This window comes from Thermococcus marinus, from assembly GCF_055389025.1.
The window spans coordinates 715573-738845 of sequence record NZ_AP042417.1; the positions used below are offsets into that span (position 1 = coordinate 715573).

Annotated in this window: 34 protein-coding genes; 15 read left to right on the plus strand and 19 right to left on the minus strand. The window is 54.4% G+C overall.

Annotation, left to right across the window (positions count from 1 at the left end):
• From ACZ5ER_RS03770 to ACZ5ER_RS03780, 3 genes are all read left to right on the plus strand, one after another.
• The gene (locus ACZ5ER_RS03770; RefSeq protein WP_050002678.1) at positions 1-1140 is read left to right on the plus strand and encodes a sodium ion-translocating decarboxylase subunit beta; all 1140 of its coding nucleotides are present in this window, start codon (positions 1-3) and stop codon (positions 1138-1140) included.
• Between the two features lie 347 nt (positions 1141-1487).
• On the plus strand, positions 1488-2330 hold the full coding sequence (locus ACZ5ER_RS03775) for a CBS domain-containing protein (protein ID WP_050002679.1): 843 nt from the start codon (positions 1488-1490) through the stop codon (positions 2328-2330).
• Between the two features lie 36 nt (positions 2331-2366).
• Positions 2367-3365: a homoserine dehydrogenase gene (locus tag ACZ5ER_RS03780; protein ID WP_464934844.1), complete on the plus strand. Its 999-nt coding sequence runs from the start codon at positions 2367-2369 to the stop codon at positions 3363-3365.
• Here the strand turns inward: ACZ5ER_RS03780 and ACZ5ER_RS03785 are convergent.
• Positions 3357-3770, minus strand: a complete 414-nt coding sequence (locus ACZ5ER_RS03785) for a hypothetical protein (RefSeq protein WP_464934845.1) — start codon at positions 3768-3770, stop codon at positions 3357-3359. The two genes, ACZ5ER_RS03780 and ACZ5ER_RS03785, sit on opposite strands and share 9 nt — an antisense overlap.
• Positions 3771-3861: 91 nt before the next feature.
• Here ACZ5ER_RS03785 and ACZ5ER_RS03790 point away from each other — a divergent pair, with 91 nt between their 5' ends.
• On the plus strand, positions 3862-4386 hold the full coding sequence (locus tag ACZ5ER_RS03790; RefSeq protein ID WP_050002681.1) for an ASCH domain-containing protein: 525 nt from the start codon (positions 3862-3864) through the stop codon (positions 4384-4386).
• Here the strand turns inward: ACZ5ER_RS03790 and ACZ5ER_RS03795 are convergent.
• The 9 genes from ACZ5ER_RS03795 to ACZ5ER_RS03835 all read right to left on the minus strand — a co-directional run bounded on the left by ACZ5ER_RS03795 (position 4377) and on the right by ACZ5ER_RS03835 (position 10010).
• Positions 4377-5093 carry a ZPR1 zinc finger domain-containing protein gene (locus tag ACZ5ER_RS03795; RefSeq protein ID WP_464935089.1) on the minus strand — a complete coding sequence of 239 codons (717 nt, stop codon included), beginning with the start codon at positions 5091-5093 and terminating at the stop codon, positions 4377-4379. The genes ACZ5ER_RS03790 and ACZ5ER_RS03795 overlap by 10 nt on opposite strands.
• Before the next feature lie 62 nt (positions 5094-5155).
• Positions 5156-5554 (minus strand): cell division protein SepF, encoded by a 399-nt coding sequence (locus ACZ5ER_RS03800; RefSeq protein WP_050002683.1) that lies wholly within the window; start codon positions 5552-5554, stop codon positions 5156-5158.
• A 51-nt stretch (positions 5555-5605) separates the two neighbouring features.
• Positions 5606-5893: a hypothetical protein gene (locus ACZ5ER_RS03805; RefSeq protein ID WP_464934846.1), complete on the minus strand. Its 288-nt coding sequence runs from the start codon at positions 5891-5893 to the stop codon at positions 5606-5608.
• Between the two features lie 21 nt (positions 5894-5914).
• The gene (gene rrp42 / locus ACZ5ER_RS03810) at positions 5915-6733 is read right to left on the minus strand and encodes an exosome complex protein Rrp42 (protein WP_050002685.1); all 819 of its coding nucleotides are present in this window, start codon (positions 6731-6733) and stop codon (positions 5915-5917) included.
• A complete protein-coding gene (gene rrp41, locus ACZ5ER_RS03815) occupies positions 6726-7475 on the minus strand; it encodes an exosome complex exonuclease Rrp41 (protein ID WP_050002686.1) in 750 nt (249 codons plus the stop codon). The genes rrp42 and rrp41 overlap by 8 nt, the downstream gene beginning before the upstream one ends.
• Positions 7459-8232, minus strand: a complete 774-nt coding sequence (rrp4, locus tag ACZ5ER_RS03820) for an exosome complex RNA-binding protein Rrp4 (RefSeq protein ID WP_050002687.1) — start codon at positions 8230-8232, stop codon at positions 7459-7461. The genes rrp41 and rrp4 overlap by 17 nt, the downstream gene beginning before the upstream one ends.
• Positions 8229-8939 (minus strand): ribosome assembly factor SBDS, encoded by a 711-nt coding sequence (locus ACZ5ER_RS03825; protein WP_050002688.1) that lies wholly within the window; start codon positions 8937-8939, stop codon positions 8229-8231. Before ACZ5ER_RS03825 ends, rrp4 begins: the two co-directional genes overlap by 4 nt.
• An 11-nt stretch (positions 8940-8950) precedes the next feature.
• Complete coding sequence (psmA, locus tag ACZ5ER_RS03830; protein ID WP_050002689.1) at positions 8951-9733, minus strand: archaeal proteasome endopeptidase complex subunit alpha; 783 nt, start codon at positions 9731-9733, stop codon at positions 8951-8953.
• A gap of 52 nt (positions 9734-9785) precedes the next feature.
• On the minus strand, positions 9786-10010 hold the full coding sequence (locus ACZ5ER_RS03835) for a hypothetical protein (RefSeq protein WP_050002690.1): 225 nt from the start codon (positions 10008-10010) through the stop codon (positions 9786-9788).
• A 54-nt stretch (positions 10011-10064) separates the two neighbouring features.
• Between ACZ5ER_RS03835 and ACZ5ER_RS03840 the strand changes: the two genes are divergently transcribed.
• Positions 10065-10514, plus strand: coding sequence for an HIT family protein (locus ACZ5ER_RS03840; RefSeq protein WP_050002691.1), 450 nt, complete (start codon positions 10065-10067; stop codon positions 10512-10514).
• On the opposite strand, the gene ACZ5ER_RS03845 is transcribed toward ACZ5ER_RS03840, so the two are convergent.
• Complete coding sequence (locus ACZ5ER_RS03845; RefSeq protein ID WP_050002692.1) at positions 10504-10821, minus strand: nucleotide pyrophosphohydrolase; 318 nt, start codon at positions 10819-10821, stop codon at positions 10504-10506. The genes ACZ5ER_RS03840 and ACZ5ER_RS03845 overlap by 11 nt on opposite strands.
• 9 nt (positions 10822-10830) lie before the next feature.
• The gene (locus tag ACZ5ER_RS03850) at positions 10831-11118 is read right to left on the minus strand and encodes a hypothetical protein (RefSeq protein WP_050002693.1); all 288 of its coding nucleotides are present in this window, start codon (positions 11116-11118) and stop codon (positions 10831-10833) included.
• Between the two features lie 92 nt (positions 11119-11210).
• Between ACZ5ER_RS03850 and ACZ5ER_RS03855 the strand changes: the two genes are divergently transcribed.
• The 4 genes from ACZ5ER_RS03855 to ACZ5ER_RS03870 all read left to right on the plus strand — a co-directional run bounded on the left by ACZ5ER_RS03855 (position 11211) and on the right by ACZ5ER_RS03870 (position 15876).
• Positions 11211-11468 carry a hypothetical protein gene (locus tag ACZ5ER_RS03855; RefSeq protein WP_464935090.1) on the plus strand — a complete coding sequence of 86 codons (258 nt, stop codon included), beginning with the start codon at positions 11211-11213 and terminating at the stop codon, positions 11466-11468.
• Positions 11469-11555: 87 nt separating this feature from the next.
• Positions 11556-13460, plus strand: coding sequence for an indolepyruvate ferredoxin oxidoreductase subunit alpha (gene iorA, locus ACZ5ER_RS03860; RefSeq protein ID WP_464934847.1), 1905 nt, complete (start codon positions 11556-11558; stop codon positions 13458-13460).
• A gap of 110 nt (positions 13461-13570) precedes the next feature.
• Positions 13571-14491 (plus strand): DUF4855 domain-containing protein, encoded by a 921-nt coding sequence (locus tag ACZ5ER_RS03865; RefSeq protein ID WP_050002696.1) that lies wholly within the window; start codon positions 13571-13573, stop codon positions 14489-14491.
• 11 nt (positions 14492-14502) lie between these two features.
• Positions 14503-15876, plus strand: coding sequence for a hypothetical protein (locus ACZ5ER_RS03870; RefSeq protein WP_050002697.1), 1374 nt, complete (start codon positions 14503-14505; stop codon positions 15874-15876).
• 66 nt (positions 15877-15942) lie between these two features.
• Here ACZ5ER_RS03870 and ACZ5ER_RS03875 read toward each other — a convergent pair whose 3' ends face one another.
• Both ACZ5ER_RS03875 and ACZ5ER_RS03880 read right to left on the minus strand, forming a co-directional pair.
• Positions 15943-16176 carry a hypothetical protein gene (locus ACZ5ER_RS03875; protein ID WP_050002698.1) on the minus strand — a complete coding sequence of 78 codons (234 nt, stop codon included), beginning with the start codon at positions 16174-16176 and terminating at the stop codon, positions 15943-15945.
• Positions 16177-16197: 21 nt separating this feature from the next.
• Complete coding sequence (locus ACZ5ER_RS03880; protein WP_464934848.1) at positions 16198-16881, minus strand: DUF4152 family protein; 684 nt, start codon at positions 16879-16881, stop codon at positions 16198-16200.
• A 65-nt stretch (positions 16882-16946) separates the two neighbouring features.
• Here ACZ5ER_RS03880 and ACZ5ER_RS03885 point away from each other — a divergent pair, with 65 nt between their 5' ends.
• Positions 16947-17321 (plus strand): hypothetical protein, encoded by a 375-nt coding sequence (locus tag ACZ5ER_RS03885; protein WP_050002700.1) that lies wholly within the window; start codon positions 16947-16949, stop codon positions 17319-17321.
• A 6-nt stretch (positions 17322-17327) separates the two neighbouring features.
• On the opposite strand, the gene ACZ5ER_RS03890 is transcribed toward ACZ5ER_RS03885, so the two are convergent.
• Positions 17328-17645, minus strand: coding sequence for a hypothetical protein (locus tag ACZ5ER_RS03890; protein ID WP_050002701.1), 318 nt, complete (start codon positions 17643-17645; stop codon positions 17328-17330).
• Positions 17646-17692: 47 nt separating this feature from the next.
• On the opposite strand from ACZ5ER_RS03890, the gene ACZ5ER_RS03895 reads away from it, so the two are divergent.
• Complete coding sequence (locus tag ACZ5ER_RS03895; protein WP_464934849.1) at positions 17693-18730, plus strand: AI-2E family transporter; 1038 nt, start codon at positions 17693-17695, stop codon at positions 18728-18730.
• Here ACZ5ER_RS03895 and ACZ5ER_RS03900 read toward each other — a convergent pair.
• Together ACZ5ER_RS03900 and ACZ5ER_RS03905 are read right to left on the minus strand one after the other, a co-directional pair.
• Positions 18666-19202, minus strand: a complete 537-nt coding sequence (locus tag ACZ5ER_RS03900; RefSeq protein WP_050002703.1) for a nicotinamidase — start codon at positions 19200-19202, stop codon at positions 18666-18668. The two genes, ACZ5ER_RS03895 and ACZ5ER_RS03900, sit on opposite strands and share 65 nt — an antisense overlap.
• Positions 19203-19251: 49 nt before the next feature.
• The gene (locus tag ACZ5ER_RS03905; protein WP_464935091.1) at positions 19252-19650 is read right to left on the minus strand and encodes a DUF2240 family protein; all 399 of its coding nucleotides are present in this window, start codon (positions 19648-19650) and stop codon (positions 19252-19254) included.
• Positions 19651-19701: 51 nt separating this feature from the next.
• Between ACZ5ER_RS03905 and ACZ5ER_RS03910 the strand changes: the two genes are divergently transcribed.
• The 4 genes from ACZ5ER_RS03910 (at position 19702) to ACZ5ER_RS03925 (ending at position 22698) form a co-directional block, all read left to right on the plus strand.
• Positions 19702-20118, plus strand: a complete 417-nt coding sequence (locus tag ACZ5ER_RS03910; RefSeq protein ID WP_464935092.1) for a PaaI family thioesterase — start codon at positions 19702-19704, stop codon at positions 20116-20118.
• A gap of 49 nt (positions 20119-20167) precedes the next feature.
• The gene (locus tag ACZ5ER_RS03915) at positions 20168-20455 is read left to right on the plus strand and encodes a PadR family transcriptional regulator (RefSeq protein ID WP_050002706.1); all 288 of its coding nucleotides are present in this window, start codon (positions 20168-20170) and stop codon (positions 20453-20455) included.
• 2 nt (positions 20456-20457) lie between these two features.
• Positions 20458-21624 (plus strand): MFS transporter, encoded by a 1167-nt coding sequence (locus ACZ5ER_RS03920; protein WP_050002707.1) that lies wholly within the window; start codon positions 20458-20460, stop codon positions 21622-21624.
• A gap of 87 nt (positions 21625-21711) precedes the next feature.
• The gene (locus ACZ5ER_RS03925; RefSeq protein ID WP_464935093.1) at positions 21712-22698 is read left to right on the plus strand and encodes an asparaginase; all 987 of its coding nucleotides are present in this window, start codon (positions 21712-21714) and stop codon (positions 22696-22698) included.
• On the opposite strand, the gene ACZ5ER_RS03930 is transcribed toward ACZ5ER_RS03925, so the two are convergent.
• Together ACZ5ER_RS03930 and ACZ5ER_RS03935 are read right to left on the minus strand one after the other, a co-directional pair.
• Positions 22682-22894 (minus strand): hypothetical protein, encoded by a 213-nt coding sequence (locus ACZ5ER_RS03930; RefSeq protein WP_050002709.1) that lies wholly within the window; start codon positions 22892-22894, stop codon positions 22682-22684. The two genes, ACZ5ER_RS03925 and ACZ5ER_RS03930, sit on opposite strands and share 17 nt — an antisense overlap.
• Before the next feature lie 108 nt (positions 22895-23002).
• Positions 23003-23257 carry a hypothetical protein gene (locus ACZ5ER_RS03935; protein WP_050002710.1) on the minus strand — a complete coding sequence of 85 codons (255 nt, stop codon included), beginning with the start codon at positions 23255-23257 and terminating at the stop codon, positions 23003-23005.
• Positions 23258-23273 lie beyond the last annotated feature (16 nt).

The window sequence follows — 23273 nt, forward strand, 5'->3', positions numbered from 1 at the left end:
ATGACAAGCTTCGTGGACTTCATCAACACCATGGGCCTGCTCCACCTCACGGTAGGGAACCTCATCATGATTGCAGTGGGCCTGACGCTCGTCTACCTCGCGATACGCTACGAGATGGAGCCCCTGCTCCTCCTTCCGATAGGCGTTACGGCCGTGCTCGTCAACCTCCCCCTCAACGGTATAGCGAACTGTTCGACCATTGGGGGCCTCTGCGAACACCCGGGACTGCTTGACATAGTCTATCACTATCTCATCAAAACGGAGATAGTGCCGCTCCTCATATTCTTCGGTCTAGGTGCAATGACCGACTTCGGACCTCTCATCGCCGACCCCAAGACTGCCCTACTCGGCGCGGCGGCGCAGATTGGTGTGTTCATAGCGATGCTCACGGCTCTTGCCCTCGGCTTCAACCTCCACCAGGCGGCCTCGATAGGAATCATCGGCGGTGCCGACGGGCCGACGACGATATACTTGACCACAAAGCTCGCTCCAGAAATCCTCGCCGCCACCGCCGTCGCCGCTTACAGCTATATGAGCCTCGTCCCGCTGATTCAGCCGCCGATTATCAAGGCCCTAACGACCCCAGAGGAAAGGAAAATCAGGATGGAGCAGCTCAGGCCTGTGTCAAAAAGGGAGAAGATTCTCTTCCCGATTGTCAGCATGATTGTCATCGGCCTTCTCGTCCCCAGCGCAGCGCCCCTTATCGGAATGCTCATGATGGGCAACCTCTTCCGCGAGAGCGGTGTCGTGCCGAGGCTCACGAAGGCGGCTCAGGAAGAGCTCATGAACATCGTCACCATCTTCCTCGGCCTCGGTGTCGGCTCCACCATGAGGGCTGAGAGCTTCCTGACCCCTGAGACCCTCAAGATACTCGCCCTCGGTGTCGTCGCCTTCGCCAGCGCAACAGCTGGAGGAGTGCTCTTTGGGAAGCTCATGATGAAGCTCTCGGGAGGCAGGATAAATCCTATGATAGGAGCGGCTGGAGTTTCGGCGGTTCCGATGTCGGCCAGGGTCGTCCAGAGAATAGCGAGCGAGGAAGACCCAGGAAACTTCATCCTCATGCACGCGATGGGGCCGAACGTGGCAGGAGTTATAGGAACTGCCGTCGTCGCGGGCGTTTTCCTCGCCCTGCTGGGCTGATGCCCTCTTTTTAATCTTACCCTCTTGCTTTTGGTAGCTGGGCTAAGATAGAACGAATTGGACTTTCTCATCGTCATGAATGGCCCGAAAAGAGAAAAGCAGTGGCCTCTACCGTTAGATTACTGTTAGTTCTCTAGTCAGTGCCGCCCACTCGCCTTTTTCCACCCGTCAGGAGTCGTGGCTATCAGGACTATCAAACCGGCCAGTATTGCGTGGTCGCGTATGGTTGAGACGAACTTGAAGAACCTTTTGAACCGTTTTCAATTGCTAGGTATTTGAGTCCTATGCAATAATGAAAAGCTTAAAATAGGAGTAGGGCGCCTTAATGTAAAGCGGTGGTGAAGGAAATGCGTGTGAAAACCTTGATGACCAAAGACCCGGTGGTCATACAGCTCCCCGCCACGAGGGAGTACGCCCTTGAGCTCTTCAGAAAACACAACGTAAGGGCGTTCCCTGTTGTAAACAAAGAAGGAAATCTTGTTGGGATAATAAGCATCAAACGTGTCCTCCTCCACCCTGACGAGGATCAGCTCGCCATGCTCATACGTAGAGAAGTCCCCGTTGTCAGGCCGGACGACGACCTGAAGAAGGCCGTCAGGAAGATGCTTGAGATGGAATACCGCCGCGTTGTCGTCGTGGACGATGAGGGAAAGGTCGTTGGCATACTCACCGTTGGCGATATTGTGAGGCGCTACTTGGCAAAGAACGAGAAGCTCAGGGACGTAACGATTGAGCCATACTATCAGAGGAACGTCGGTGTTGTGTGGCAGGGCACCCCACTGAAGGCCGCGCTCAAAGCGCTCCTCCTGTGCAACGCGATGGCAATCCCTGTCATAGACGACGACGGAAACCTTGTTGGCATGGTGGACGAAACCGATATCCTCAAGGACAGCGAGGTCATAAGGGTCATGAAGAGTACGGATCTGGCAGTCTCAAGCGAGGAAGACTGGATTCTTGAGAGCCACCCAACGCTCCTCTTTGAGAAGGCCGAGCTCCAGCTTCCCAAGAAGCCCGTCAGGGACATCATGAACACAGACCTTATCGTTGCAACGCCCCACATGAGCGTCTACGACGTTGCCCAGAAGATGGTGAAGTACCACATCGAGCAGCTGCCGGTGATAAAGGGTGAGGGGGACCTCGTCGGCATCGTAAGGGATATGGACATAATCAAGGTTATCCTCAACAAGTGATTTAAGGCCTTTCTTCCCCTTTCTTCTGGTGGTGGCATGCGGGAGGTCAAGGTTCAGCTTTTCGGCTTTGGTAACGTTGGGAGGGCCGTTGCCCGCGTTCTCCTCGAAAAGGAGCGCTTCTTCAGGGAAAAATACGGGGTGGAGTTCAGGGTCGTGAGCATAGCAGATACGACCGGGACAGTGTGGCTTCCTGAAGGTATAGACCTTAGGGAGGCCCTCCTCGTCAAGGAGACCTTTGGAAAGCTTTCCGCCTGGACGAACGACTACGAGGTCTACAGCTTTTCCCCTGCCGAGACCGTGAAAGAAGTTGAGGCGGACGTTGTGATAGATGTGACGAACGACAGGGGCGCCTACGAGTGGCACATGAAAGCACTCAACGAGGGTAAGGCGGTCGTTACGAGCAACAAGCCGCCGCTGGCATTCCACTACGCGGAGCTCATCGGCGAGGCCGAGAGAAAGGGCCTTCCCTATCTCTTTGAGGCGACAGTGATGGCCGGGACGCCGGTCATCGGGCTCCTCCGCGAGAACCTGCTCGGCGACTCGATGAAGCGGATTAAGGCAGTTCTGAACGCGACGACAACTTTCATACTCAGCAGAATGGAGCAGGGGATTGACTTCGATGGTGCCGTGAAGCAGGCCCAGGAGCTGGGAATAGCCGAGAGGGACCCGAGTGGAGACGTTCTTGGAATTGACGCGGGCTACAAGGCCACGATTCTTCACTGCGTGGCCTTCAAGCCGATTACCTTTGATGAGATTTCAGTGAAAGGTATTGCCGAGGTCACGGTTGATGAGGTTAAGAGGGCCCTCTCGAAGGGGAAGAGGATTCGGCTCGTCGCGACCGTGGAAGATGGGAACGTGAGGGTCGCCCCTGAGGAGGTATCTGGGCCATTGGCAGTTTCAAGCAACGAGAACGTTGCAGTGGTTGAGAGCGACCTCCTCGGCGAGCTCCTCATTAAAGGGGCCGGCGCCGGGCTGAAGGAGACCGCGAGCGGAGTTGTCAGCGATCTGGTGAAGGCCTCGTTGAAGTTAAGGTAGTCTGTACTTCTTTCCCTCAATTTCCACTATCAGTACCGCTCCGAGCCAGTGCGGTTTGTGGTAAAACCTAACATGGAGTCCGCAGACTACAGTTTCGGCGGGCTCATCTAATCGAACTTCCCGTGAGGTGTACCCGTCCTCGATGATTGCGACTCTCTTCAGGTCGTCGTATGCCAAAATCTCGCAGACCTTGCCGTTGTTTTCTACCCTCAGGACGGGAGTTCCCCATACCGCCTGGCCTATGAGCGGCCCCACAACAAAGCTTCCCAGGAGCAAATAAGGGGGGGTAGAATCAACCCCAAGAATCATAAGGAACAGGGCAAAAACAAAGATTGCGAGTCCAAGAATAATCCTGAGGAGTGATGTTTTGAGCTCCCTGCGCCGGGCTTTTTTAACCGTTACCATCAGATCCCCTATTAAAATTCAACCTCGATGAGTTAAAAAGCTTTGCCCAAACCTTTTTATTCCCTCCTCCAAGCATTTGCCAGGTGGAACCATGGAGCACGTCATAGCGCTCCACCAGGTGTATGCGGAGCTCATATTCCGCGGACTTAAGACCGTTGAGGTTAGGAAGAGGAGGGCATTTGAGGAGGGCGACCTGGTTTTCCTCTATATAGCGAGGGGCAACCCATACGAGCTGAGGGACACGCTCAGGAGGCTTAACCTTCACGAGGAGCAGACGCTGACCCAGAGGGGGACGATAGCTGGCGGCTTTGAGGTCGGAGAGGTCATAAAGGCAGACCTTGAGACGCTGTGGGAGATGGCAAAGGACACCAGCGGGCTGACCCTCGTCCACGGCGAGAACGGGAAGAAGTGGCTGGGCAACTACATCAAGGACTACGGCTACGTATTCACGATAGAGAGGCCGTTCCTATTCAAGGAGCCGATGAGCAGGGAAGAGATGAAAGAACGGTACGGAATCCATGTAGAAGGCATAATCCACCTATCGAGAAAAACGAGAAAGCCGTGGGTTAGGGCCCTAATCGAAGACCTGCTGGCGAGGGAGTACTTTTACCCCTGAGCCTCTTTGTTTTCGTTGGTCTTCTCTGAGCTGGCTTCTTCTGACCCGTTTCCAGAGCCCTCAAGCTCTTCCGGGTTGATTATCTGGTACGGCCCAAGGCTGAGCTTCTTTATCTCTTCCTCGGTCAGCAGTCTGCTCTTGACTTTCTCGCCTATGAGCGCGCTGTTGCCAAGGGGGTCAGCTATCTTCACCGTCAGCGGTTTCTTCCCTTCTTTGACGTCTTCTATGTAGCTGAGTATCTCGTCGGCCCTCTTCACGGCCTCCTCGTCGCCCTCCTGCCTTCTGAACTCCCTGGCCATGAGGAGCGTCTCGCGGACGCGCTCAAGGACGCCCTCGACGTTGGTGATGAAGCCCTCTGCTGCAGGCCCTGGCTCAATCTTGACGCCCATCTCCTCTAGCTCAATGGTTCCGCTCTTGCTCCTCACGACGCGGGTGAAGAGGTCCTTCTCCCCCTCGACCTTCACAGTGTAGAGCTTTGGCGGTCTGTCCTCAAGTATCATGACGTCGGCATTGCGGTAGCCGCACTTCTCGCAGATGATGGTGCTCTCCATGACCTTGCCGAAGTAAGGTATTTCGTGAATGTGCTGTATGGCCTTGAGCGTCCCTTTTCCACCGCAGATGGGACAGTCCCCGAGGCTTATGACCTGGACGTCGCCAACTTCAGGGTCAGCATTAACTCTCTCGCCATTCTTCTTAATCTCACTCATGAGCATCACCGAGAAAAGAACCTGTGTTGCCTTTATAAAGGCATGGTAGGTAGAAAAAGAAATCACTTGGCAATCTTTATGTCCTCGGGGAGTATAATGAGCTTAACCTCATCTTTGCATATCTTCGCGGCCTGCCCGCCGAAGGCGTTGACCATACCCTTAATCTGCTCGGCGACCTTTTCAAGGACGTCCGGCCGCTTGAAAAGGGGAGTCAGGTCAACTATGACTATGTTGCCCTCCTGAAGCTCGCTGGAAATCCTCTCGAGGTCTGAGTAGCTGGTCACCGATATCTTTTTCAGGTAGCGAATTTGAGGCTTGAGAAGCTCCTTAGCAAGAACATCCTCCTCAATCGGTACAACATCGATGTCATGCCTCGGAGCGGCGGCCTCCTTCTTAACGCTTGAGGGAGGCTTCATTTTAGGTTTGCTTTCCTTCTTTTTGAGGCTGTCAAACAGTCCCATAACGGTTCCCCCCGATTAATCGTAAAGCTGTTTAGTCTTATCCCTTATCCTTTATAGCTCTTTCCCAAACTCTTTGGGGCTTTCCTCACGGAGCTTGAACAGGCCAAAGAAAGACAGGGCAAATGCTACGATGCCTGAGAAGATTACGATGCCGTTTGAGACGTTCCACCCTTTCCTTCCCGAGAGGTACAGGCCCCACACAAACAGCGCCAGACCCCACAGCGCGGTTGTGAGGAGCAGGTCTTTCTTGCTGTCTTCCCTGGTGAGCAGGTAGACGGTTCTCACCGCGAAGCCTGCGAAAATCACTGCCGCAATGACCGTCATGAAGTCCATAGCCATCACCGAAAAAGAAATGAAAGCTCAGGCCCTTCCAACGGCCTCTAAGACTATCTTCCTTATCTCTTCCGCCTTCTTGAAGGCGGTCTCAACGGCGTACATGACTTCCTCGAGCTTGAAGCTTCCGCCCTCACCCTTCTGAACCGCGGAGATGTGCCCCGTCTCGTCGGTGGTTATGGTCAGCCTGCCGTCCATGACGCGCTCCTCGTCGAGGTTGGGGTCAACCACTATGGTGTTGCCTATCTTGGCGAAGGTGACCGGTATCGGAACGCTTCTGACTGGAAGAGGCTCGTACTCGTCGAGTACCTTCACCTCTCCGCTCTCCTCATCGTACTCAATCTTCGGAATCTTGGTGCTCAGCAGTGCCGCTATCGCTCCGATTCCGCTCGCGTCAAGGAGGTTTCCGTCGTGGTCGAGCACGTGGACGTCAATGAAGATTACCCTGACGAGCTTGCCCGGGACAATGACGAGCTTCTCAAGCTCGACGGCCCCGCTCTCTCTGATTCCTCTGTCCACGACACGGGCGAGTTCTATGGCGTTCTCGTCGGGCGGGCCGGGTTCAAAGGTCGGCGAGGCAAGGGGAACGAGCTCGACGTTGGTCGTCATGACGCCCTTGTCGGGCAAGTCCGGGAACGGCTCACCGAGATCGGCTTTTATGCCGACGAGAACCTGCGTGTTCCCGAGCCGGACCCAGGCGGAGCCCTCCGCCTTCTCAATCACGTTGACCTTTATCTCGAGGTCGCGGTAGTCCTCGAAGGAACGACCGTCGGTCCTCTTACCCTCTCTGAGGAGGTTTATGATGTGATCGCGCATTATGCTGGCCATTACTTCCATATCACTCATTTCCCGCCACCTCCTGGGCTATGCGGAGGTATTTTTCTTTGAGGGCTTCCCTCTGCTTCTGATAGACGGCCTTGGCACCCTTGATTGCGAGCTTTACCGCCTCCATGAACTCTTCCCTGGTCAGGTAGCCGTCCATCTGGAGGAGCGTTATGTCGTTCTTGAGGGGCATTATGGCGACCGGAACGTCGGCCTCACCGTAGTTGTCCTCGTCCTTGTTGAGGTCGAGGACTATCTCACCGTCAATCTTTCCCGCGGCACAAGCCGCTACCAGGTCCCTCATGGGTATTCCCGCATCTGCGAGGGCGAGGGAAGCGGCCGTGATGCCCGCCACACGGGTTCCGGCGTCGGCCTGGAGAACCTCTATAAATACGTCTATGGCGGTTCTGGGAAACATCTGAAGGATAAGGGCCGGCTCAAGCGCGCCCCTTATGACCTTGCTTATCTCGACGCTCCTCCTGTCCGGTCCGGGCTTCTTGCGCTCCTCAACGCTGAAGGGAGCCATGTTGTAGCGGACGCGCAGGATTGCCCTGTCCGGCCTCTGGAGGTGCTTGGGGTGTATCTCCCTCGGGCCGTAAACGGCCGCCATTATCTTGTTCTTGCCCCACTCGACGTAGGCCGAACCGTCAGCGTTCTTCAGGACGCCGACTTCCATTTTAATGGGCCTAAGCTCGTACTTCTTTCTGCCGTCAACCCTTCTACCGTTCTCGTCGATGAGCTTTAAACCCTCAGGCCTGCCCATCATCATTCTCACCTTCCTTCTCCCCAAGCTGGGGGATTTCGGCAATAACTCCCTGCTCCTTTAGCTCCCTGAGCCTTGAGAGCAGATACTCCTTGACCCTGTCGGTTAGGCCCTGGGTGTGGCTCTCGCGGTCCACCTTGAGGATGGCCTCTATCGCGAGCTTCTCAAGCTCGTCGTTCTTTCCGCTCACCCAGACCCATCCGTTCTGGCCGACTATAATCCTCGTTCCCGTCAGCGTCTTAATCATGTTGATCATTGAGCCGCCCTTACCGATGAGCCTCGGCACCTTTGAGGGCGTTATCGTGACGAGCTGTCCGCCTCTGAGCGGGCCTCCCTTGAAGGGCATCCCTTTCGTCGTCAGGTCAATCTGGTTTATCTCGTTGAACGCCTTGACCTTGGCGTAGATTATGTCGCCTATGTCGTATATCTTCCTCAGGTCCGTCTTGAGCAGGTCTATGCGCTCCTCGACTGCGTCCTGGACGCGGAGGTTTGCCTGGTACGGTGCGCCGATGTCCACTGTCCAGTTCGAGAACTTGACGTCCACTATCTTTCCGAGGACGTTGTCTCCAACCTCGGGGATGTAGGGCCCTTCAAGCGGTATGACCCTTATGAGGTCGCCCCTTATCTCCACAAGGCCTATCACTGTCGAGTAAATCCTGTTGCCTTCTCTAAAGGTTCCTCTTCCGTTCTTAAACGGCCCCTGGGCGAGCAGGGTCCCAGGGACGACGAGTTCCCTTGGTTTTACAAAAATCCGCCTCATAGTCCCTTCCTCTCTACAAGTTTAGTAAGGGCGGTGCCCTTTGTGAGGGCGTTGAGCTTCTCATAAAACTCTTCCTCTACTCCTCCGGGTATCTCGATGAGGAACATCCAGGAGCCGTCGCTGGCCCACTCTTCCCTCTTTATGTTGCCGAACCTTCTGACCTCACCGTAGGCCTTTCCGACGTAGTCGCTTGGTATCTTCACCGCTATGACCTTGACTTCAAGCTTTATCGGGAGCAAAGGCCTAATCGCCTTGATGACCTTTGGAACCTGTTCTTCCGCGTCCTTGAAGATATCAACGTGGACTCCAGCCTCTTCCATTGCCCTCAAAATCCTGTCAACGGGGTGAGGATAGCCCGTCCTCGGGTCAACAGCGTGCCTGTGGATTACCGTCGCTATGTAGCGCTTCTTCTCCTCAAGCATCTGTCTCCTCTGCTCCGCTGTGAGCTGGACGTCGCCCTTTCGGAGGATTATCTTCGCAACCTCATAGGGGTCGCTGGTTCCAAATATTTTCTCCATTTCGTGTTCGCTCGCCTTGTCGCCCTTGTGGGCGTCCTTAAAAACATAGGGAGTGGCGAGGATCTCCTCTATGGGGACGTCCTTGCCCTCCTTGAAGTCCCTCGCCAGGTACGGGTCAACGAGTATCTCGAAGGTCTCGCCGTGGGTCTTGAGACGGGCGATGACTGCCTTGTCAACGCTTATCGGCATCGCCCGTCACCTCAGTAGTTCTGGTCGAGCTCGGAGTAGTCCTCGGACTTCTCCTCGACTTCTTCCTCTTTAATCTCCTCAAGAACCTCGGAGAGGAACTTCTCAAGCTCCTCCCTCGGGAGCTTCTTCCAGCGCTTGTCCTCGGTGGTTATGTAAGCTACTTCTATCGAATCGGCGGTTGGCTCCTCGAGGGTCTTTGCCAGGGCGAGTATGGCGAGCTTTATCGCCCCGTCCCTGTCGAGGTTGTCGTCGTAGTGCTCCTCGAAGATGGCCATCGCCACGTTCCTTCCGCTTCCTATCGCGACTGCCTTCCACTCGAAGTAGGCACCGCTGGGGTCGGTCTCGTAGAGCTCGGGCTTGTCGTTTATGCCCGCCATGAGCAGGGCGGCACCAAAGGGCCTCACACCGCCGTACTGGGTGTGGGCCTGCTTGAGGTCGCATATTTTCTTCACCAGAACGGTGAGCGGGACGGGTTCGCCGTAGGTGAGCCTGTAAACCTGGGCCTCCAGCCTGGCCCTGTCCACCAGAACGCGGGCGTCGGCTATTATACCGCTCGGGGCGGCGGCTATGTGGTCGTCAATCTGGAAAATCTTCTCATAACTTCTCGGCTCGATAAGCTTGCTGGTAATCCTCTTCTCAACGGCCAGGACAACGCCGTCCTTCCATTTTACTCCTACGGCCGTTGCACCTCTTTTTACAGCCTCCCTCGCATAGTTCACCTGGAACAGCCTTCCGTCCGGGCTGAAAACGGTTATCGCCCGGTCGTAACCGGCCTGTGGTGGTACAAACGCCATCTTACATCACCTCTCTTTCTCACTTCCTTTTGGATAGTTGCCGGGTTTTCTATTAAGCTTTTCTATCTCCCTTGAGGGCTATAACCGCCATCTTCCTTGCGGTTCTCTTTGCGATTTCTAGGGGTATGAAGGCCACTGCAAAAACAGCGAGCCCAACGTAGAGGGACGCCTGGCCAATGGGCTTGAATATCAGGAGTGCGAAGCCAAGCAGGAGCATGATCAGTCCGACTGAAAGGAACTTTTTGTAGATTTTCCCCATCTCTTCAAGTTCTCCCATACCATCACCGGGAGATTTTTTAGGCGGGGGGATTTTAAGCCTTTGGTGTTTGCTATGGAGTGCCCATTCTGCAGACCTCCAAAAGAACAACTACTCTACGAGGACGGGCTCATCAGAATCCTCATTGATTCGTATCCCGCAAGCAGGGGTCACCTCCTCGTCGTTCCTAGGAGGCACGTGGAGAGCTGGGGAGAGCTGAGCCGGGAAGAAAAATCGGCCTTAATCCGGGGGATGGAGCTGGCGATGGAAAAGCTGACTGAAGTCCTTAAGCCTGATGGCTTCAACGTGGGAATGAACCTCGGAAGAGCGGCCGGTCAGACCGTCCCGCACCTCCACCTGCACGTGATTCCCCGCTATACCGGAGACTGCGCCCGCCCAAGGGGCGGCGTCAGGAAGGCAGTCCTCGACGTGGAGGACGAAAACCTCAGTGCAGAAAGCCGGTGGGAGAAGAACAGAATGGGCGAAAAAGAAATCGAAGCGCTGGGGAAGGCCTTCAAGTCCTGAGCGGGTACTTTTTCCCGTTCTTCTCGATTTTTTCTTCAACGGCCCTGTCAAGGTCTATGCCCAGCTCGTGGGCGAGGAGCGTGAGGTAGATGATGACGTCGGCTATCTCGTCGGCTATGGCCTCCTTCTTGGCCGGGTCTTTAATCGACTCCAGTATTTCCTCGTCGCTCTCCCACTGGAAGTGCTCAAGCAGTTCCCCCATCTCCACGGCGGCGGATATGGCCAGGTTCTTCGGCGTGTGGTATTTCATCCAGCCCCTCGCGTCGCGGAAGGCAACGAGCTTTTCCTCAAGCTCCCGGAAGTGCATGGTACCACCTCAGTAGGCGTGGGCATCGGCTTTCCTCAGGAGCTCCAGGAGCTTCAGAAACTTCTCAAGCTCCTCCCTGGGGAAGTGGTTCTCAACGTCGTCTTCAGGGTCAAGCCCCGCCAGAAACTCCCGGACCTTCAAAAGGTCATCGAGGTCTTCCTGGAGCTCAATGGCCCTTTGAGTAAATTCGTAGCTCGTGTAGGGGCTCTCAAGGGCCCTCTGCTGGTTGGAAACTATGGCTATCTTCACTTCTGCTATTGTCTCGTCCAGAATATCCAAAAGCTCGCGGACTTTCATTATTACCACGCCCTTATTATGTGCGAATACGTATTTAAAGTTCTCGAAAAGTTTTTATGTTACAGTTGCTAAGGCAGTATGCGGTGGTCTCAATGGACTTTGCCCTCTTTATGGAGAGGTACGGGTACAAGATACTCTTCGCGATATTTGGGGGCATTGTTCTGCTGATATTCGGGGTTGTTCTGCTCTCCGTGTACTCGTTCCTGAAGCTCTACGGGCTCCTGCTCGGGGGGCTGTTCCTCATCAGCATAGCGGTGTACGCGTTCTTTGCCAAGCGCAGATACCTCAACGCTTACGGAGAAGCCCTCGGGAAATACTTCTACGACCCGAAATACGGAAAGAAACCTTGAGAGTTTTATGAAAATTCTTTGACTTTTTCAGCTTTCTTCCGAGCCACAAGTTTTATACCGACAAAACGATGCTTTTCTGGTGGTGGTATGGAAGCGGCTAAGGCTTACCCTTCTGACTCGGCTGGAGTGAAGACCGAAAAGCGCGAGAAGAAGCTTCTCATGGGAAACGAAGCGATAGCATACGGCGCCCTTGAGAGCGGTGTCGTTTTTGCCACCGGTTACCCCGGAACGCCTTCGACCGAGGTTGTAGAGACCATAGCAAGGCTCAAGCCAGAAGTTTTTGCCGAGTGGGCCCCCAACGAGAAGGTCGCCCTTGAGGAAGCGGCCGGAGTTGCCTACGCCGGCCTCAGGGCGCTCGTCACGATGAAGTGTGTCGGCCTCAACGTCGCCGCCGACCCCCTCATGAGCCTTGCCTATTCTGGCGTTGAAGGCGGCCTTGTAATCCTCGTGGCGGACGACCCAGGGCCGCACACCAGCCAGACCGAGCAGGACGACCGCTACTACGGCAAGCTCTCGCTTTTGCCCGTTCTTGAGCCAGCCGACCCGCAGGAGGCCCACGACCTCATCAAGTACGCCTACGAGCTGAGCGAGAAGTACAAAGTCCCTGTCATATTCAGGACGACCACGAGGGTGAACCACACGACGAGCGACGTTGAGGTCGGTGAGTTCGTCGAGCTCGACAGGGAGCCCGTCTTCAAGAAGGACATTGAGAGGTATGTGCGCGCGAGCATGGAGGGCAACAGGAAGCGCCACAGGTGGCTGAACGAGACGCTGAGAAAGATTGAGGAGGAGTTCAACACGATGCCCTTCAACTGGATTGAAGGCAAAGATGACGCTAAAATCGGTATAATCGTCGAGGGTGCGCCCTACAACTACGTGCGCGAGGTCGTTCCTAAGCTAAACGCTGAGTTCAAGATTCTCAAGCTCTCCACGCCGCACCCGCTCCCGAAGAAGCTGGTCACTGACTTCCTCAAGACCGTTGACTACGCGATTGTGGTCGAGGACGGCGCGCCGTTCCTTGAGGAGGAGGTCAAGATAGCCGCCTATGAGGCGGGCCTCAACGTCCCGATCTACGGCAAGAGGACCGGACATCTCCCGCTTGAAGGCGAGCTTACCCCAAGCCTCGTGAGGAACGCCCTTCTGAAGCTCCTCGGCGAGGAGGGAGAGACCTACGAGAAGCCGGAAGAAGTGAAGTTCGCCGAGAGCCTCGCACCGAAGAGACCACCCGTGATGTGCCCCGGCTGTCCGCACAGGGGAAGCTATAGGGCCGCTTTGGACGCCCTCCGCGACCTCAAGCTCGGCCGTTACAAAATCCCGATACATGGCGACATAGGTTGCTACGCCCTCTCGCTCCTCCCGCCGCTTGAAGCCATCTGGACTGAGTACGTGATGGGCGCCAGTATAAGCCTCGCCAACGGCCAGAGCGTCGTGATGAACAAGAAGATAATAGCCACCATAGGAGACTCCACGTTCTTTCACAACGGAATCCAGCCGCTGATTGATGCAGTCTACAAGAATCTGAACGTCCTGGTTATGATACTCGACAACAGGACGACGGCGATGACAGGCCACCAGCCCCACCCCGGAACCGGCGGAAGCGAGACTGGCAGGAAGTTCAATGAGATTGACATCGAGGCGCTCGTCAAGGCGCTCGGAGTGAAGTACGTGAAGACCGTTGACCCATACGACCTCAAGGCTACGAGGGAGGCAATAAAGGAGGCAATGGGGGTTGAGGGGCCGGCAGTCATAATAGCAAGGCGCGAGTGCGTCATACCCGTCATAAGGCGTGGTGAAATAGGTGAAATCCCCGTAGTCATCGAAGACAAGTGCACCGGCTGTAAGGCGTGCATACTCCTGACCGGCTGTCCGGCGCTCGTTTACGACCCGGAGACGAAGAAGGTCAGCATAGACGGCCTTATATGTACCGGCTGCGGCCTCTGCAACCAGCTCTGCCCCTTCGACGCGATAAAGTTCCCGAGCGAGCTTAAGTAAAGACTATTCATGAATGCTATATGTTGCCTGGTATATTATTTTCCATTTATATTAGTACGCTAGTGGAAAATTTTTTAAGTAGTATATTATACAAACGACAGGGTGATATTATGTCGAAATATGGTCTATGGTATTATATGCCATATGGTGGGAATTACCAAACGTTCCCAACCAATAAAACGGGCGCTCTTTGTGAGCTTGGGTTCGATTACCTGATAGCATTGCATACAAGTGGGAAGAACAATAGGTACGGCAACATGCCATACGGCACAACTTTTACTGAGGGATTAAAGAATGGAGGTAACTTTGGGAAGTGGCTTGAAGAACACGTCGGGACAAAAATATCTGAAAGATTAAGAGCCGATGGGTACGCCCCCATACCATACATCGCAGAGATTCCTGTAAAACATAAAGAGATTCCCCCATTGGATTATCTCCTCGGATGGATTGAAGGAGTGTATCTCAATACAAGCGGGCTGTTAAGGGGTTTCTATTGGTATTACGAGTATCCCTGGCAGGTTTCAAATGGCATCACCCCAATGAATTATGTTAAGGAGATTTCAGACCAAGTAAAAACATGGGGCCTCCAACTTATATGGATTCCATATCTCCACATCTCAGAAAACAGTGAAGATTTCCAAAAACTTATGAGCATGTATGAAAACAAGATAAAGTGCATACACTACATAGTTGATCACACTGACATCCCCAAACTCTCCAAGCACTTCACCAAAATTTTCATTCAACCAAATTATTATCAGAAAAAGACTATACTGAGAGACGATAATGGCAAGGTTAGTCTTCGAGTTTGGTTTGAAGGCGTCATCGAGTACCTCAGGGAGTACCACAAGATGAATAATATCTACATGGAACTGGAATGTGACGGAGCAGTAAAGGGAAGCTCGGAAAGCCTCAAAAAGGCTTGTGAATATACCAAGTACGCCAATAAACTTCAAGATAGAGCATATTACTTTGATGTCAATGTAAGTAATTTATACGTGCTCAGGGATAAATGTCCAGGGTACGTATAGAGGTGCCTACCATGGCAAAAAGGAACAACGTCTTTGGTTTTCTTATCATTTTCATTGTGCTCCTCGAATATACCCTGCCAACCCCGGATGTCGTCGCCTCAAAGGATTGTGGCCCCCCGGACGTCCTGTTCATAAAGTCAGCTGCAGTGGTGGGGGAAGACGATGCCTTCGTCATCGTAGGCGTTGCCGGTTACATACCACCTCTCCCAATGAATCTGACTTTAACCAGGGAGTTCGTACTCAGCTACTACATGAACGCCACCGAGATGCTGGAAAACTACACCTCCAGAGGGCTGGAAAAACTGAAAAGTCCCTACTCCTACGACCCAGACTACGGAGCGTACGAGAGTCTGTTTGAGAACACGTATCTGTTTTACATCAACGTGAGTGGCGTTTATCTCGTGTATCCTCACCGGTTTGCGTATCCCTTTTCGTATCCGTTCATCCAGTACTCCGAGGGAGATAGAATCATCTATGAGGGCGAGGATCTGTGGTATCTGGGGCTACCAGCCCCTATTCCGAGCATACAATGGGATGAAGGCACTGCATATCCCTACCAATACAGCTTTTATATCCTAAACCGGTCGTGTATAGAACCGGCTAACAAGCTCGCCCTTCACCCCTTAAACCCATACATAGGGGAGCCCATGGAATCTGCCATGTTAAATGGAAGTGTTTATAACTTTAACACGGGATTTGCATGGGTGAGCGTCAGCGTTCAGAACCCGTCCTGGGTAGCATTCTCGTGGAACGTTTCAGAAGCAATTATCCAAGGTGGGCTTGGATATTCGCCAGGGGAAGTTGAATTTGTCACGGCGCCTGTTGAATACTGCTATCCCGATCTCGAAAAGGGTGCGAGCTTCTGCCGTCCCGTCGTCCCCAACCTGACCGTAGCATACCTGGGAAACCTGCAGATCTGGGCAATTCCAGAAAAGAGCGGAGACACATGCAGTTTCCACTACTACGTGACCACAGTGGTTCAGAGGGAAAATGGCACTTATGCCGCCCAATTTCTGTACAACACCACAGATACCCGTGATATACCTCCGTACAGCATTTTGCTTCTCAACATGACCGGCTGGACACGCCATGAACCGGAACTCATCTACACCGGCAATGTCAGAGATTACCGAGTCATTAAGCTCCTCAGATACACCTACAACCCCGAGGCATGGGACAAACTGAACGTTAAACCTGCAGAGAACTTCACAGTATTCTCACCCGTTGAATGTGGAAAATCAACCATCAACGCCACACGGGGGAGCAACACAACATGCATCTCCTATAACTCCGGGAAGAACTCTCAAACCGCCCCTGCGGTGATGTACGCTTCCATCGGATTCCTGGCAGGGTTTATAGGAGCAACAATTTGGAGAAGAAGGTGACGGTTTATTCGCTCAGCACTTTCGCTAATCGGCGTTTCAAAGAGGTAGCTGTACATGACGTTCGCGTCAATATAGATCACTGAACTCAGCCTCCAGCTCGTATGCCTTAAGCTCCCCAAACTCCGCCTTTCCCAAAATCCTCCTAAGTTTTCTGAAGTCGCCCTTTGGTCGTTTTTTCTCCTTTACAAGCTCTTTGCGAGGCAGTTCAAGCTCCAAGAGCCTCTTCAGTTCTTCGGGGTCAGTGTTTTGGGGACATTCACCCTGATAGTAATGACTGGCATATGACCACCCAATAAACATTGGAGGGGGAAGTTAAAGCCCTTACTCCTTCCACACCTCAAGAACCATGAAGCGCCTAACGAGCGGGTTCGGGTATAGCTCCCAGCCAACCCCTTCCGTCTCCGCTTCAATCTCCCCGTAGAGGCCGCCTTCGCGCGGGTCTAAGCTTTCTCCGTAGATTTTTCCGGGGTGAATGTCCACCTTCATGTAGCGGGGGAGACCGACGATGGCTTTTCCCTCCTTCCTAGCGTACTCAATGGCCCACTTGGCGGTGTACAGGCCTGCGTAAATTTCCGCTATCCTGACCGGGACGCTGGACTTGCCGATGGCGATTATTTCTATCCCGGTTTCCTCCCAGAACTTCTTGGCGAGGGGTTGCAGGTCTTTGGCAAGGTCCTTCCAGACTTCCTTTCCCCTGTCCGTTATTGTCAAAGCATCAATGGTGGGCTCATCGAGCTTTCTGACTTCCACCCCTCCTATGGTGGAGTCGAGGTGGACGACGTCGGGCTTGACTTCCCTCGCGAACTCCACTGCAAGGAAGGCCTCGTCCCTTATCGCCTGTCTGCCGCTCATGTCGTAATCGAAGGGGTTGGCGTACCTCACCCTGCTGAGTGTCGCCGTCCTGTAGGGCTTCTCGACGAGCACCACCGCAGTTGCTATCAGGCCAATAGGCTCATACTCCTCCGTTAAGAGTGCTCCGCCAGTGTCAGCCGCAACAATCCTCATGGTGATCACCGGTAACGACCAATTACCAATATACGACCCCGCTTTAACTCTCTTGGTGTGGGCCAATGGACGACACGATTTATGAAGCTTTGGGGAAGTACGTGGACAGCCTCTCAAACTCCCTGTACCTCGGGACGGCGCGGGGCAGGGTCTATCTCGACGGCAGACCCATAACCCCCGACGGTGTGAAGCTCTCCCTGTTCTTCTCTGGAAAATCAATAGAGGTAAGCTCCCTCTGGGGGAAGCGGGAGCACGGGGCGCTCTACCTGAGGGGCTCTCCAGAGGTGAGCTTCCATTCTGGCCGTGTTGAGCTGCTTTTCCTGACGAGAAAGGGCAGGGTTCTCGTCCGGCTCAGGGCAGGGAAGGGCTTTGCCAGGGTTCTAGCAAACACGGCCTCCCTCTGCGTTGGCGGTATTGGCTCGCTCTGGGTCAGAGGCTGAGTCTCGTCACCGCTCGGAACTCGGCAAACTCATCATCCCCTTCAGTTTCTCCAGCTCCTCCCTTAAAGACCTTGCCGTCTCCTCATTTCCCGTCAGCGATGAATACTTTTTCACCGCTTCTTCAAGCTCCGGGTACTTTCCAAGGAAGCCCACCAGCCTCTCGGCCGGGACGAGCATCCCCGTCTCCCTGTAGACTATCAGGACGCCGAGGGCCTTCAGGGCGTCGAGGAAGGCCTCAAAGGCCTCGTCGTACCTGCTCTCGCCCATCAGCCTCTCGCCCCTCTCAATGTAGGAGTTGAACCTTTCGATGAGTGCCTCCTCCATGTTCCCACCGACGGGTTTTTATAGGACGTTTTAATAAACGTTCTGAAATGAGGGCAGAGGAACTGGTCTGGGGCGCGGTCGTGGCAGTTATTCTGTACGTTGCGTGGAGGGTAGTCCACCCTCTTGTGACGCCCCTGTTCTTCGGGTTCGTTCTTGCCTACGCCTTCTACCCGCTTCAGCGGAGGCTCTCGCCGAGGCTCGGAAATAAGCGCTCCGCCCTCCTGATAAGTCTCTCGGTTCTTCTCGTTGGGGGATTTCTGACGCTTTATCTCCTCCTTGTATCAGTCCAAGTCGCCATGTCCTTCTATGACAGCGTTGTAGGGGCTTTCAACTGGCTCCTTACCCTTCCGCTCCCGGAGGACGTTCTCCAGTTCCTCCAGAACTTCCAGGGCCAGGTCGTTCCGAAAATAGCGGACTACCTCTCCGAGCAGGCGTTCTCCCTGCCCTCCTACCTGCTCCAGCTCCTCGTGTTCTTCTTCACCTACTACTACGCCCTTGCCTACGGGGAGGAAATCCGGGCCCAGATATACGCCCTCCTGCCCGAGAAGAACCGCGAGCTCGGTGAGGAAATTCTGACGAGCGTGAACAAAACGCTCTCAGCGCTCATCAGGGCATGGCTTCTCCTCAACGTGGCCAAGGGAATCCTGATGACAATCGGCTTCATAATCTTTCGCGTCTCAGACCTCTACACCGCCATAGTCGCCGGCTTCTTGACGTTTGCCTTCTCATTTGTCCCGCTCTTTGAGGGCTGGATGATTTGGCTGGCCGGAGCGATATATTTTGCAATCAACGGGGCTTACTTCCACGCCGTTGGCATAGCGCTCTACGGCTTCTTCCTCGTCTCCCCGATGCCGGACTACACGATAAGGCCGATGATGGTCGCGAGGGACACGGAGCTCGACGAGACCCTCGTGTTCGTAGGAATGCTTGGGGGCACGTGGGCAATGGGCCTGAAGGGTCTCATAATCGGCCCGATAGTCCTCAACGTCCTCCTTGTCCTCCTGAAAGAATGGAAAAGGTTCACAGAATCTTCACGCCGGCCTTCTCAAGCTCCTCAAGGGCCTTCTTCTCGTCCTTTGGGTTAATTCCCTTGACCGCGTCGCTCAAAAGGTAGACTTCAAAGCCGTGCTTCACCGCGTCGAGGGCGGTGGCCTTAACGCAGTACTCAGTCGCAACACCGCAGATGTAGACGCGCTTGACGCCCTTCTCCTTCAGAATCTCGGCGAGATTCGTTCCCTCGAAGCCGGAGTAGGCTTCCTTGTCCGGCTCGGTGGCCTTGGAGATTATCACCGCGTCCTCGGGTAGCTCGACGACGAACTCAGCTCCCTCCGTCCCCTGAACGCAGTGCTTCGGCCACGGCCCGCCCTGTTCCTTGAAGCTGATGTGGTTTTCCGGGTGCCAGTCGCGCGTCGCCACGATGAGCGCTCCCTTTTCCCTGAACTTCCGTATGTACTCGTTGACCTTCGGGATTATCTTGTCTCCCTCGGGAACGGGCAGGGCTCCCCCTGGCATAAAGTCCCGCTGCATGTCAACAACGATTAGTGCCTCCTCGGACATGGGCATCCCCCATATTGAGAACCGTGAAAGGTGTTAATAAGTTTAGAGTTCAGACGTCAAGCCTGTCCTTGAACTTTGACATGTCGACGCCCTTCTCAAGGCCGAAGAGGTAAGCCAAAATCCGTTCATCAAGGTCTCCGTAGCGCTCGCGGAGTGCCTTTATTCCCTCCATTACCTCGAGCTCGCTCCACCCGAGGGCCCTAGCTATATGGACAACCATCTCTCCCAGAAGGTCTTCGGGCTTTTCCGTTTTTTCGAGGGCCTCGATTTTCACGTGTAGCTTCCCCTCGCGCTCCTCGAGCAGGCCCTCCTCCAGCCACTCCTCTATGAGTTCCTTCGCCTCACTAACCGAGAAGCGCCTCAGCCTGAAGGTGAGTATCCCGACCAGCTCGCTCCTCGTGAACTCTGTTGAGCCCTTGACCTGGACTGCTTCCTCCAGCGGGTGCATGGCCATCAATCTTTTTATGTCACGGGGATAGATAAACTTTTGGTGTTGGAAATGGAGCAGAGGACTCACAGGCGCACCTCGGAGAGGCTCGTCGGAAAGCCGGTAAAGATAGAGCCCGGAAAAGCCGAAGTTGAGCTCCTGACAACGGAGGAGATGGCCGTTGACGAGTACGGCCTCGTCCACGGCGGCTTCACGTTCGGGCTGGCCGACTACGCGGCGATGCTCGCGGTAAACGAGCCCACAGTTGTGCTCGGAAAGGCCGAAGTGAAGTTCCTCAAGCCCGTGAGGGCAGGCGAAAAGCTTGTGGCCAGGGCCAAAATAATGGAGGAATCTGAAGGGGGTGTGGGGGACGGAGCGTCCTCCCGGAGGAAGAAGCTCGTTAAAGCCGAGGTCTTCAACGAGAAGAACGAGAAAGTCTTTGAGGGGACTTTCCACTGCTACGTCCTCGAAAAGCACGTGCTCGAGTGAACTAAAAATTTTTAAACTCAAATATCAAAGTTCGATATCGGTGTTCGATATGAAGTACCGCGACTTCCTGACCCTTCATGTCCTCCACCATGCCAGGGAGGGCATTACCGGTAGCTTCATGATGAAGGAATTGGGAAGACACGGTTACAAACTTAGTCCCGGCACGATTTACCCCCTCTTGCACGAGCTGGAGAAAAAGGGGCTTCTGGAGAGCAGGGAAGAAATCAGGAACGGGAGAAGGGTTAAGGTCTACACGATAACCGACGCGGGCTTAACTGCTCTGGAAGAAGGGAAAGAAAAGTTAAGGGAGCTCTGCGAGGAACTTCTGGGGGAGTAAATATGGAGAAGGAGCGGAAGGTTTTCGGAATCAGCTGGAACGTCTTTCTCCTTGGCCTCGTCAGCTTCCTCAACGACATGAGCAGTGAAATGATAGCGCCAATCGTTCCCGCTTATCTGACCGAGGTTCTCAAGGTCGGGAAGCTCGCGGGCGGTTCTATAATGGGCCTCATCGAGAGCGCGAGCTCGCTCTTCAAGGTCGTCTTCGGCTACTTCAGCGACCGCTTCAGGAAGAGGAAGGTCTTCGTCTTCACGGGTTATGCGCTCTCTACGGTCGCCAAGGGCGCTCTCGCATTCACACAGGGCTGGCTTGACTTCCTCGCGCTGAGGCTCCTCGACAGGACGGGAAAGGGGATAAGAACCGCCCCCCGCGACGCGCTCATCGCGGAGTCCAGCAACGGGAAGACAGGCAAATCCTTCGGCTTTCACAGGATGATGGACACACTCGGAGCAGTCGCCGGCCCTCTCATTGCCGTCCTTCTGCTCGGCCTTCTCTCATATCTGCCCAAGGAGGTGCTCTACCGCAGGATTTTCTTGATTTCGGCCGTTCCCGGGATTATCTCACTTATCATAATCGCCCTCTTCGTGAAGGACAGGGGCGGTGAGGTAAAAAAGAAAATAGCGGGTGTTTCATCACTGAGGAGCCGTTCCCTCCAGCTCTTTCTCGCTGTTGTTGCCTTAGGAACCCTCGGCAGGTACAGCTACGCCTTCACCCTCTGGAAGGCCGAGGAGCTCGGCTACACGGTTCTGCAGGGTTCGGCGTTTTACGCCCTCTTCAACCTCATCTACGCCCTCTCCGCGTACCCGATAGGCGTTTACTCTGACAGGGTCAGCAAGAAGGCGCTAATCGGCGCTGGCTTCCTGCTGTCTGCCCTTGCAAGCATATGTTTCGCCTTTGCCCAGAGCTTGCCCCTCCTCGTAGTCGCTTTCATTCTCTATGGCCTCCACATGGCGGTGATGGACACAGTGCCCAGGGCTTACATGGCGGAGCTGGCGGGGGAGGGTGAGAAGGGGACTGTCATAGGCGCTTACCACACCGTTGTCGGCGTCTTTGCCTTTCCAGCGTCCCTTATAGCCGGCTACCTCTGGAACACCTACTCCCTAACGTACAGCTTCCTCTTCGCTTCCGCTATGGCCTTCCTTGCCTTCATTCTTCTCCAGTTTGATTGACATTCTGTCAATTTTTCCCGTCTATTTTTGTTCATTTCCCGTCAAAAAGACTAAAAACTGCTGAGCGTATCTCTTCCGGTGGTCGGAGTGAGAATCCTCATCATCGGTACCGGCGGCACCATCGCGAGCGCGAGAACCGAGAAGGGCTACAAGGCCAAGCTTACCGCGAGAGAGATACTTGAGCTCGCTGGGATAAGCGGAAACGGCGTTAAAATCGAGACGCGTGACATACTCAACCTCGACAGCACGCTCATCCAGCCAGAGGACTGGGTGACGATTGGAAAAGCTGTTTTTGAGAGCCTTGGCGACTACGATGGCATCGTCATAACCCACGGGACCGACACGCTCGCCTACACCTCTTCCGCTCTGAGCTTCATGCTCAGGCACGTCCCAATTCCAGTCGTCTTGACGGGCTCGATGCTCCCAATTACGGAGCCCAACAGCGACGCTCCCAGAAACCTGAAAACGGCCCTGACCTTCGCCATGAAGGGCTTTCCTGGGATATACGTCGCCTTCATGGACAAAATTATGCTGGGCACGAGGGTCTCAAAGGTGCACTCTCTCGGCCTAAACGCCTTCCAGAGCATCAACTACCCGGACATCGCCTACGTCAAGGACGAGGAAGTCGTGGTAAGACACAGGCCTGAGCTACCAGAGGGAGAGCCTTCCTTTGACCCTAGGATAGACCCGAACGTTGTCCACATACGCCTAACACCAGGCCTTTCCCCAGAAGTCTTCCTGGCGGTTGCGGAGAAGGCTCACGGGGTAGTCCTTGAGGGCTACGGTGCGGGAGGAATCCCCTACCGCGGAAGGAACCTCTTCGAGGCCGTCTCAAGGGTCGCCGGCGAGAAGCCGGTTGTGATGACGACGCAGGCCCTCTACGGAGGCGTTGACCTCACTCGCTACGAGGTCGGAAGAAGGGCCCTTGAGGCAGGCGTCATACCAGCGGGGGACATGACGAAGGAAGCGACGCTCGTAAAGCTGATGTATGTCCTCGGTCACACAAAGGACGTTGAAGAAGTGAGAAGAATAATGGGAAGAAACCTGGCCGGAGAACTCAGCTCAGCTTTTTGAGCTCCTCGTCGCCGACTATGAGGGGCCTCTTTGCCTCTATGACGTAGCTGAACTCCCACTTTACTTCTCCCCTGTTCATAAGCTCGGCGTAGCGCCTGGCCTTCTCCTCGGCCTCCTGGAGAGAAGAGGCCTCTATAATCCTCCTGACGTACCACTTTCTGTCTCCAAACCTGAGCTTGAACTCGGCCATGAACATGGGCATCACCGTAGGATATTGGGCAATGCCTTTTAAAACGTTGGCCAAGTTCTGCGGGTAAACATGAACGGTGGAAAAACAAAACGGGTTCGTCTCAAAGCTCTAAATTCAAAGCTCGGCCGCCATGTACCTTCCGTCCCTCTCGAAGGCCTCGAAGACCTTGTCCCCTTCTTTCGTCTTCAGCTCGATGAGGACTTTCTTCGGAGTCTTTTCGACATCGGCTTCGACCCTCTGGTCGCTTAAAACTTGAATGAACGCATCTCCAAGCCTTTCAAACTCGAAAACGAGGTTTTCGCCATCCCACCTTGTACCGCGGAAGCTGACTCCACCCATCCTAAAAGTTACTTCAAGAACCACTTTCAAAGCCTTCACCGAGTGG

Bases quoted from the DNA above. Each gene is read 5' to 3' on its own strand.
- ACZ5ER_RS03790 (WP_050002681.1), top strand. From the start codon at position 3,862: ATGGAGCACGTCATAGCGCTCCACCAGGTGTATGCGGAGCTCATATTC.
- ACZ5ER_RS03855 (WP_464935090.1), top strand. From the start codon at position 11,211: ATGGACTTTGCCCTCTTTATGGAGAGGTACGGGTACAAGATACTCTTC.
- ACZ5ER_RS03775 (WP_050002679.1), top strand. From the start codon at position 1,488: ATGCGTGTGAAAACCTTGATGACCAAAGACCCGGTGGTCATACAGCTC.
- ACZ5ER_RS03805 (WP_464934846.1), bottom strand. From the start codon at position 5,893: ATGGCTATGGACTTCATGACGGTCATTGCGGCAGTGATTTTCGCAGGC.
- ACZ5ER_RS03915 (WP_050002706.1), top strand. From the start codon at position 20,168: ATGAAGTACCGCGACTTCCTGACCCTTCATGTCCTCCACCATGCCAGG.
- rrp41 (WP_050002686.1), bottom strand. From the start codon at position 7,475: ATGATGGGCAGGCCTGAGGGTTTAAAGCTCATCGACGAGAACGGTAGA.
- rrp4 (WP_050002687.1), bottom strand. From the start codon at position 8,232: ATGAGGCGGATTTTTGTAAAACCAAGGGAACTCGTCGTCCCTGGGACC.
- ACZ5ER_RS03785 (WP_464934845.1), bottom strand. From the start codon at position 3,770: ATGGTAACGGTTAAAAAAGCCCGGCGCAGGGAGCTCAAAACATCACTC.
- iorA (WP_464934847.1), top strand. From the start codon at position 11,556: ATGGAAGCGGCTAAGGCTTACCCTTCTGACTCGGCTGGAGTGAAGACC.
- ACZ5ER_RS03865 (WP_050002696.1), top strand. From the start codon at position 13,571: ATGTCGAAATATGGTCTATGGTATTATATGCCATATGGTGGGAATTAC.
- ACZ5ER_RS03900 (WP_050002703.1), bottom strand. From the start codon at position 19,202: ATGTCCGAGGAGGCACTAATCGTTGTTGACATGCAGCGGGACTTTATG.
- ACZ5ER_RS03770 (WP_050002678.1), top strand. From the start codon at position 1: ATGACAAGCTTCGTGGACTTCATCAACACCATGGGCCTGCTCCACCTC.
- ACZ5ER_RS03890 (WP_050002701.1), bottom strand. From the start codon at position 17,645: ATGGAGGAGGCACTCATCGAAAGGTTCAACTCCTACATTGAGAGGGGC.
- ACZ5ER_RS03875 (WP_050002698.1), bottom strand. From the start codon at position 16,176: ATGTTTATTGGGTGGTCATATGCCAGTCATTACTATCAGGGTGAATGT.
- ACZ5ER_RS03800 (WP_050002683.1), bottom strand. From the start codon at position 5,554: ATGGGACTGTTTGACAGCCTCAAAAAGAAGGAAAGCAAACCTAAAATG.
- rrp42 (WP_050002685.1), bottom strand. From the start codon at position 6,733: ATGAGTGATATGGAAGTAATGGCCAGCATAATGCGCGATCACATCATA.
- ACZ5ER_RS03835 (WP_050002690.1), bottom strand. From the start codon at position 10,010: ATGGGAGAACTTGAAGAGATGGGGAAAATCTACAAAAAGTTCCTTTCA.
- ACZ5ER_RS03905 (WP_464935091.1), bottom strand. From the start codon at position 19,650: ATGCACCCGCTGGAGGAAGCAGTCCAGGTCAAGGGCTCAACAGAGTTC.
- psmA (WP_050002689.1), bottom strand. From the start codon at position 9,733: ATGGCGTTTGTACCACCACAGGCCGGTTACGACCGGGCGATAACCGTT.
- ACZ5ER_RS03930 (WP_050002709.1), bottom strand. From the start codon at position 22,894: ATGTTCATGGCCGAGTTCAAGCTCAGGTTTGGAGACAGAAAGTGGTAC.
- ACZ5ER_RS03895 (WP_464934849.1), top strand. From the start codon at position 17,693: ATGAGGGCAGAGGAACTGGTCTGGGGCGCGGTCGTGGCAGTTATTCTG.
- ACZ5ER_RS03910 (WP_464935092.1), top strand. From the start codon at position 19,702: ATGGAGCAGAGGACTCACAGGCGCACCTCGGAGAGGCTCGTCGGAAAG.
- ACZ5ER_RS03845 (WP_050002692.1), bottom strand. From the start codon at position 10,821: ATGCACTTCCGGGAGCTTGAGGAAAAGCTCGTTGCCTTCCGCGACGCG.
- ACZ5ER_RS03840 (WP_050002691.1), top strand. From the start codon at position 10,065: ATGGAGTGCCCATTCTGCAGACCTCCAAAAGAACAACTACTCTACGAG.
- ACZ5ER_RS03850 (WP_050002693.1), bottom strand. From the start codon at position 11,118: ATGAAAGTCCGCGAGCTTTTGGATATTCTGGACGAGACAATAGCAGAA.
- ACZ5ER_RS03885 (WP_050002700.1), top strand. From the start codon at position 16,947: ATGGACGACACGATTTATGAAGCTTTGGGGAAGTACGTGGACAGCCTC.
- ACZ5ER_RS03825 (WP_050002688.1), bottom strand. From the start codon at position 8,939: ATGCCGATAAGCGTTGACAAGGCAGTCATCGCCCGTCTCAAGACCCAC.
- ACZ5ER_RS03920 (WP_050002707.1), top strand. From the start codon at position 20,458: ATGGAGAAGGAGCGGAAGGTTTTCGGAATCAGCTGGAACGTCTTTCTC.
- ACZ5ER_RS03870 (WP_050002697.1), top strand. From the start codon at position 14,503: ATGGCAAAAAGGAACAACGTCTTTGGTTTTCTTATCATTTTCATTGTG.
- ACZ5ER_RS03795 (WP_464935089.1), bottom strand. From the start codon at position 5,093: ATGAGTGAGATTAAGAAGAATGGCGAGAGAGTTAATGCTGACCCTGAA.
- ACZ5ER_RS03780 (WP_464934844.1), top strand. From the start codon at position 2,367: ATGCGGGAGGTCAAGGTTCAGCTTTTCGGCTTTGGTAACGTTGGGAGG.
- ACZ5ER_RS03880 (WP_464934848.1), bottom strand. From the start codon at position 16,881: ATGAGGATTGTTGCGGCTGACACTGGCGGAGCACTCTTAACGGAGGAG.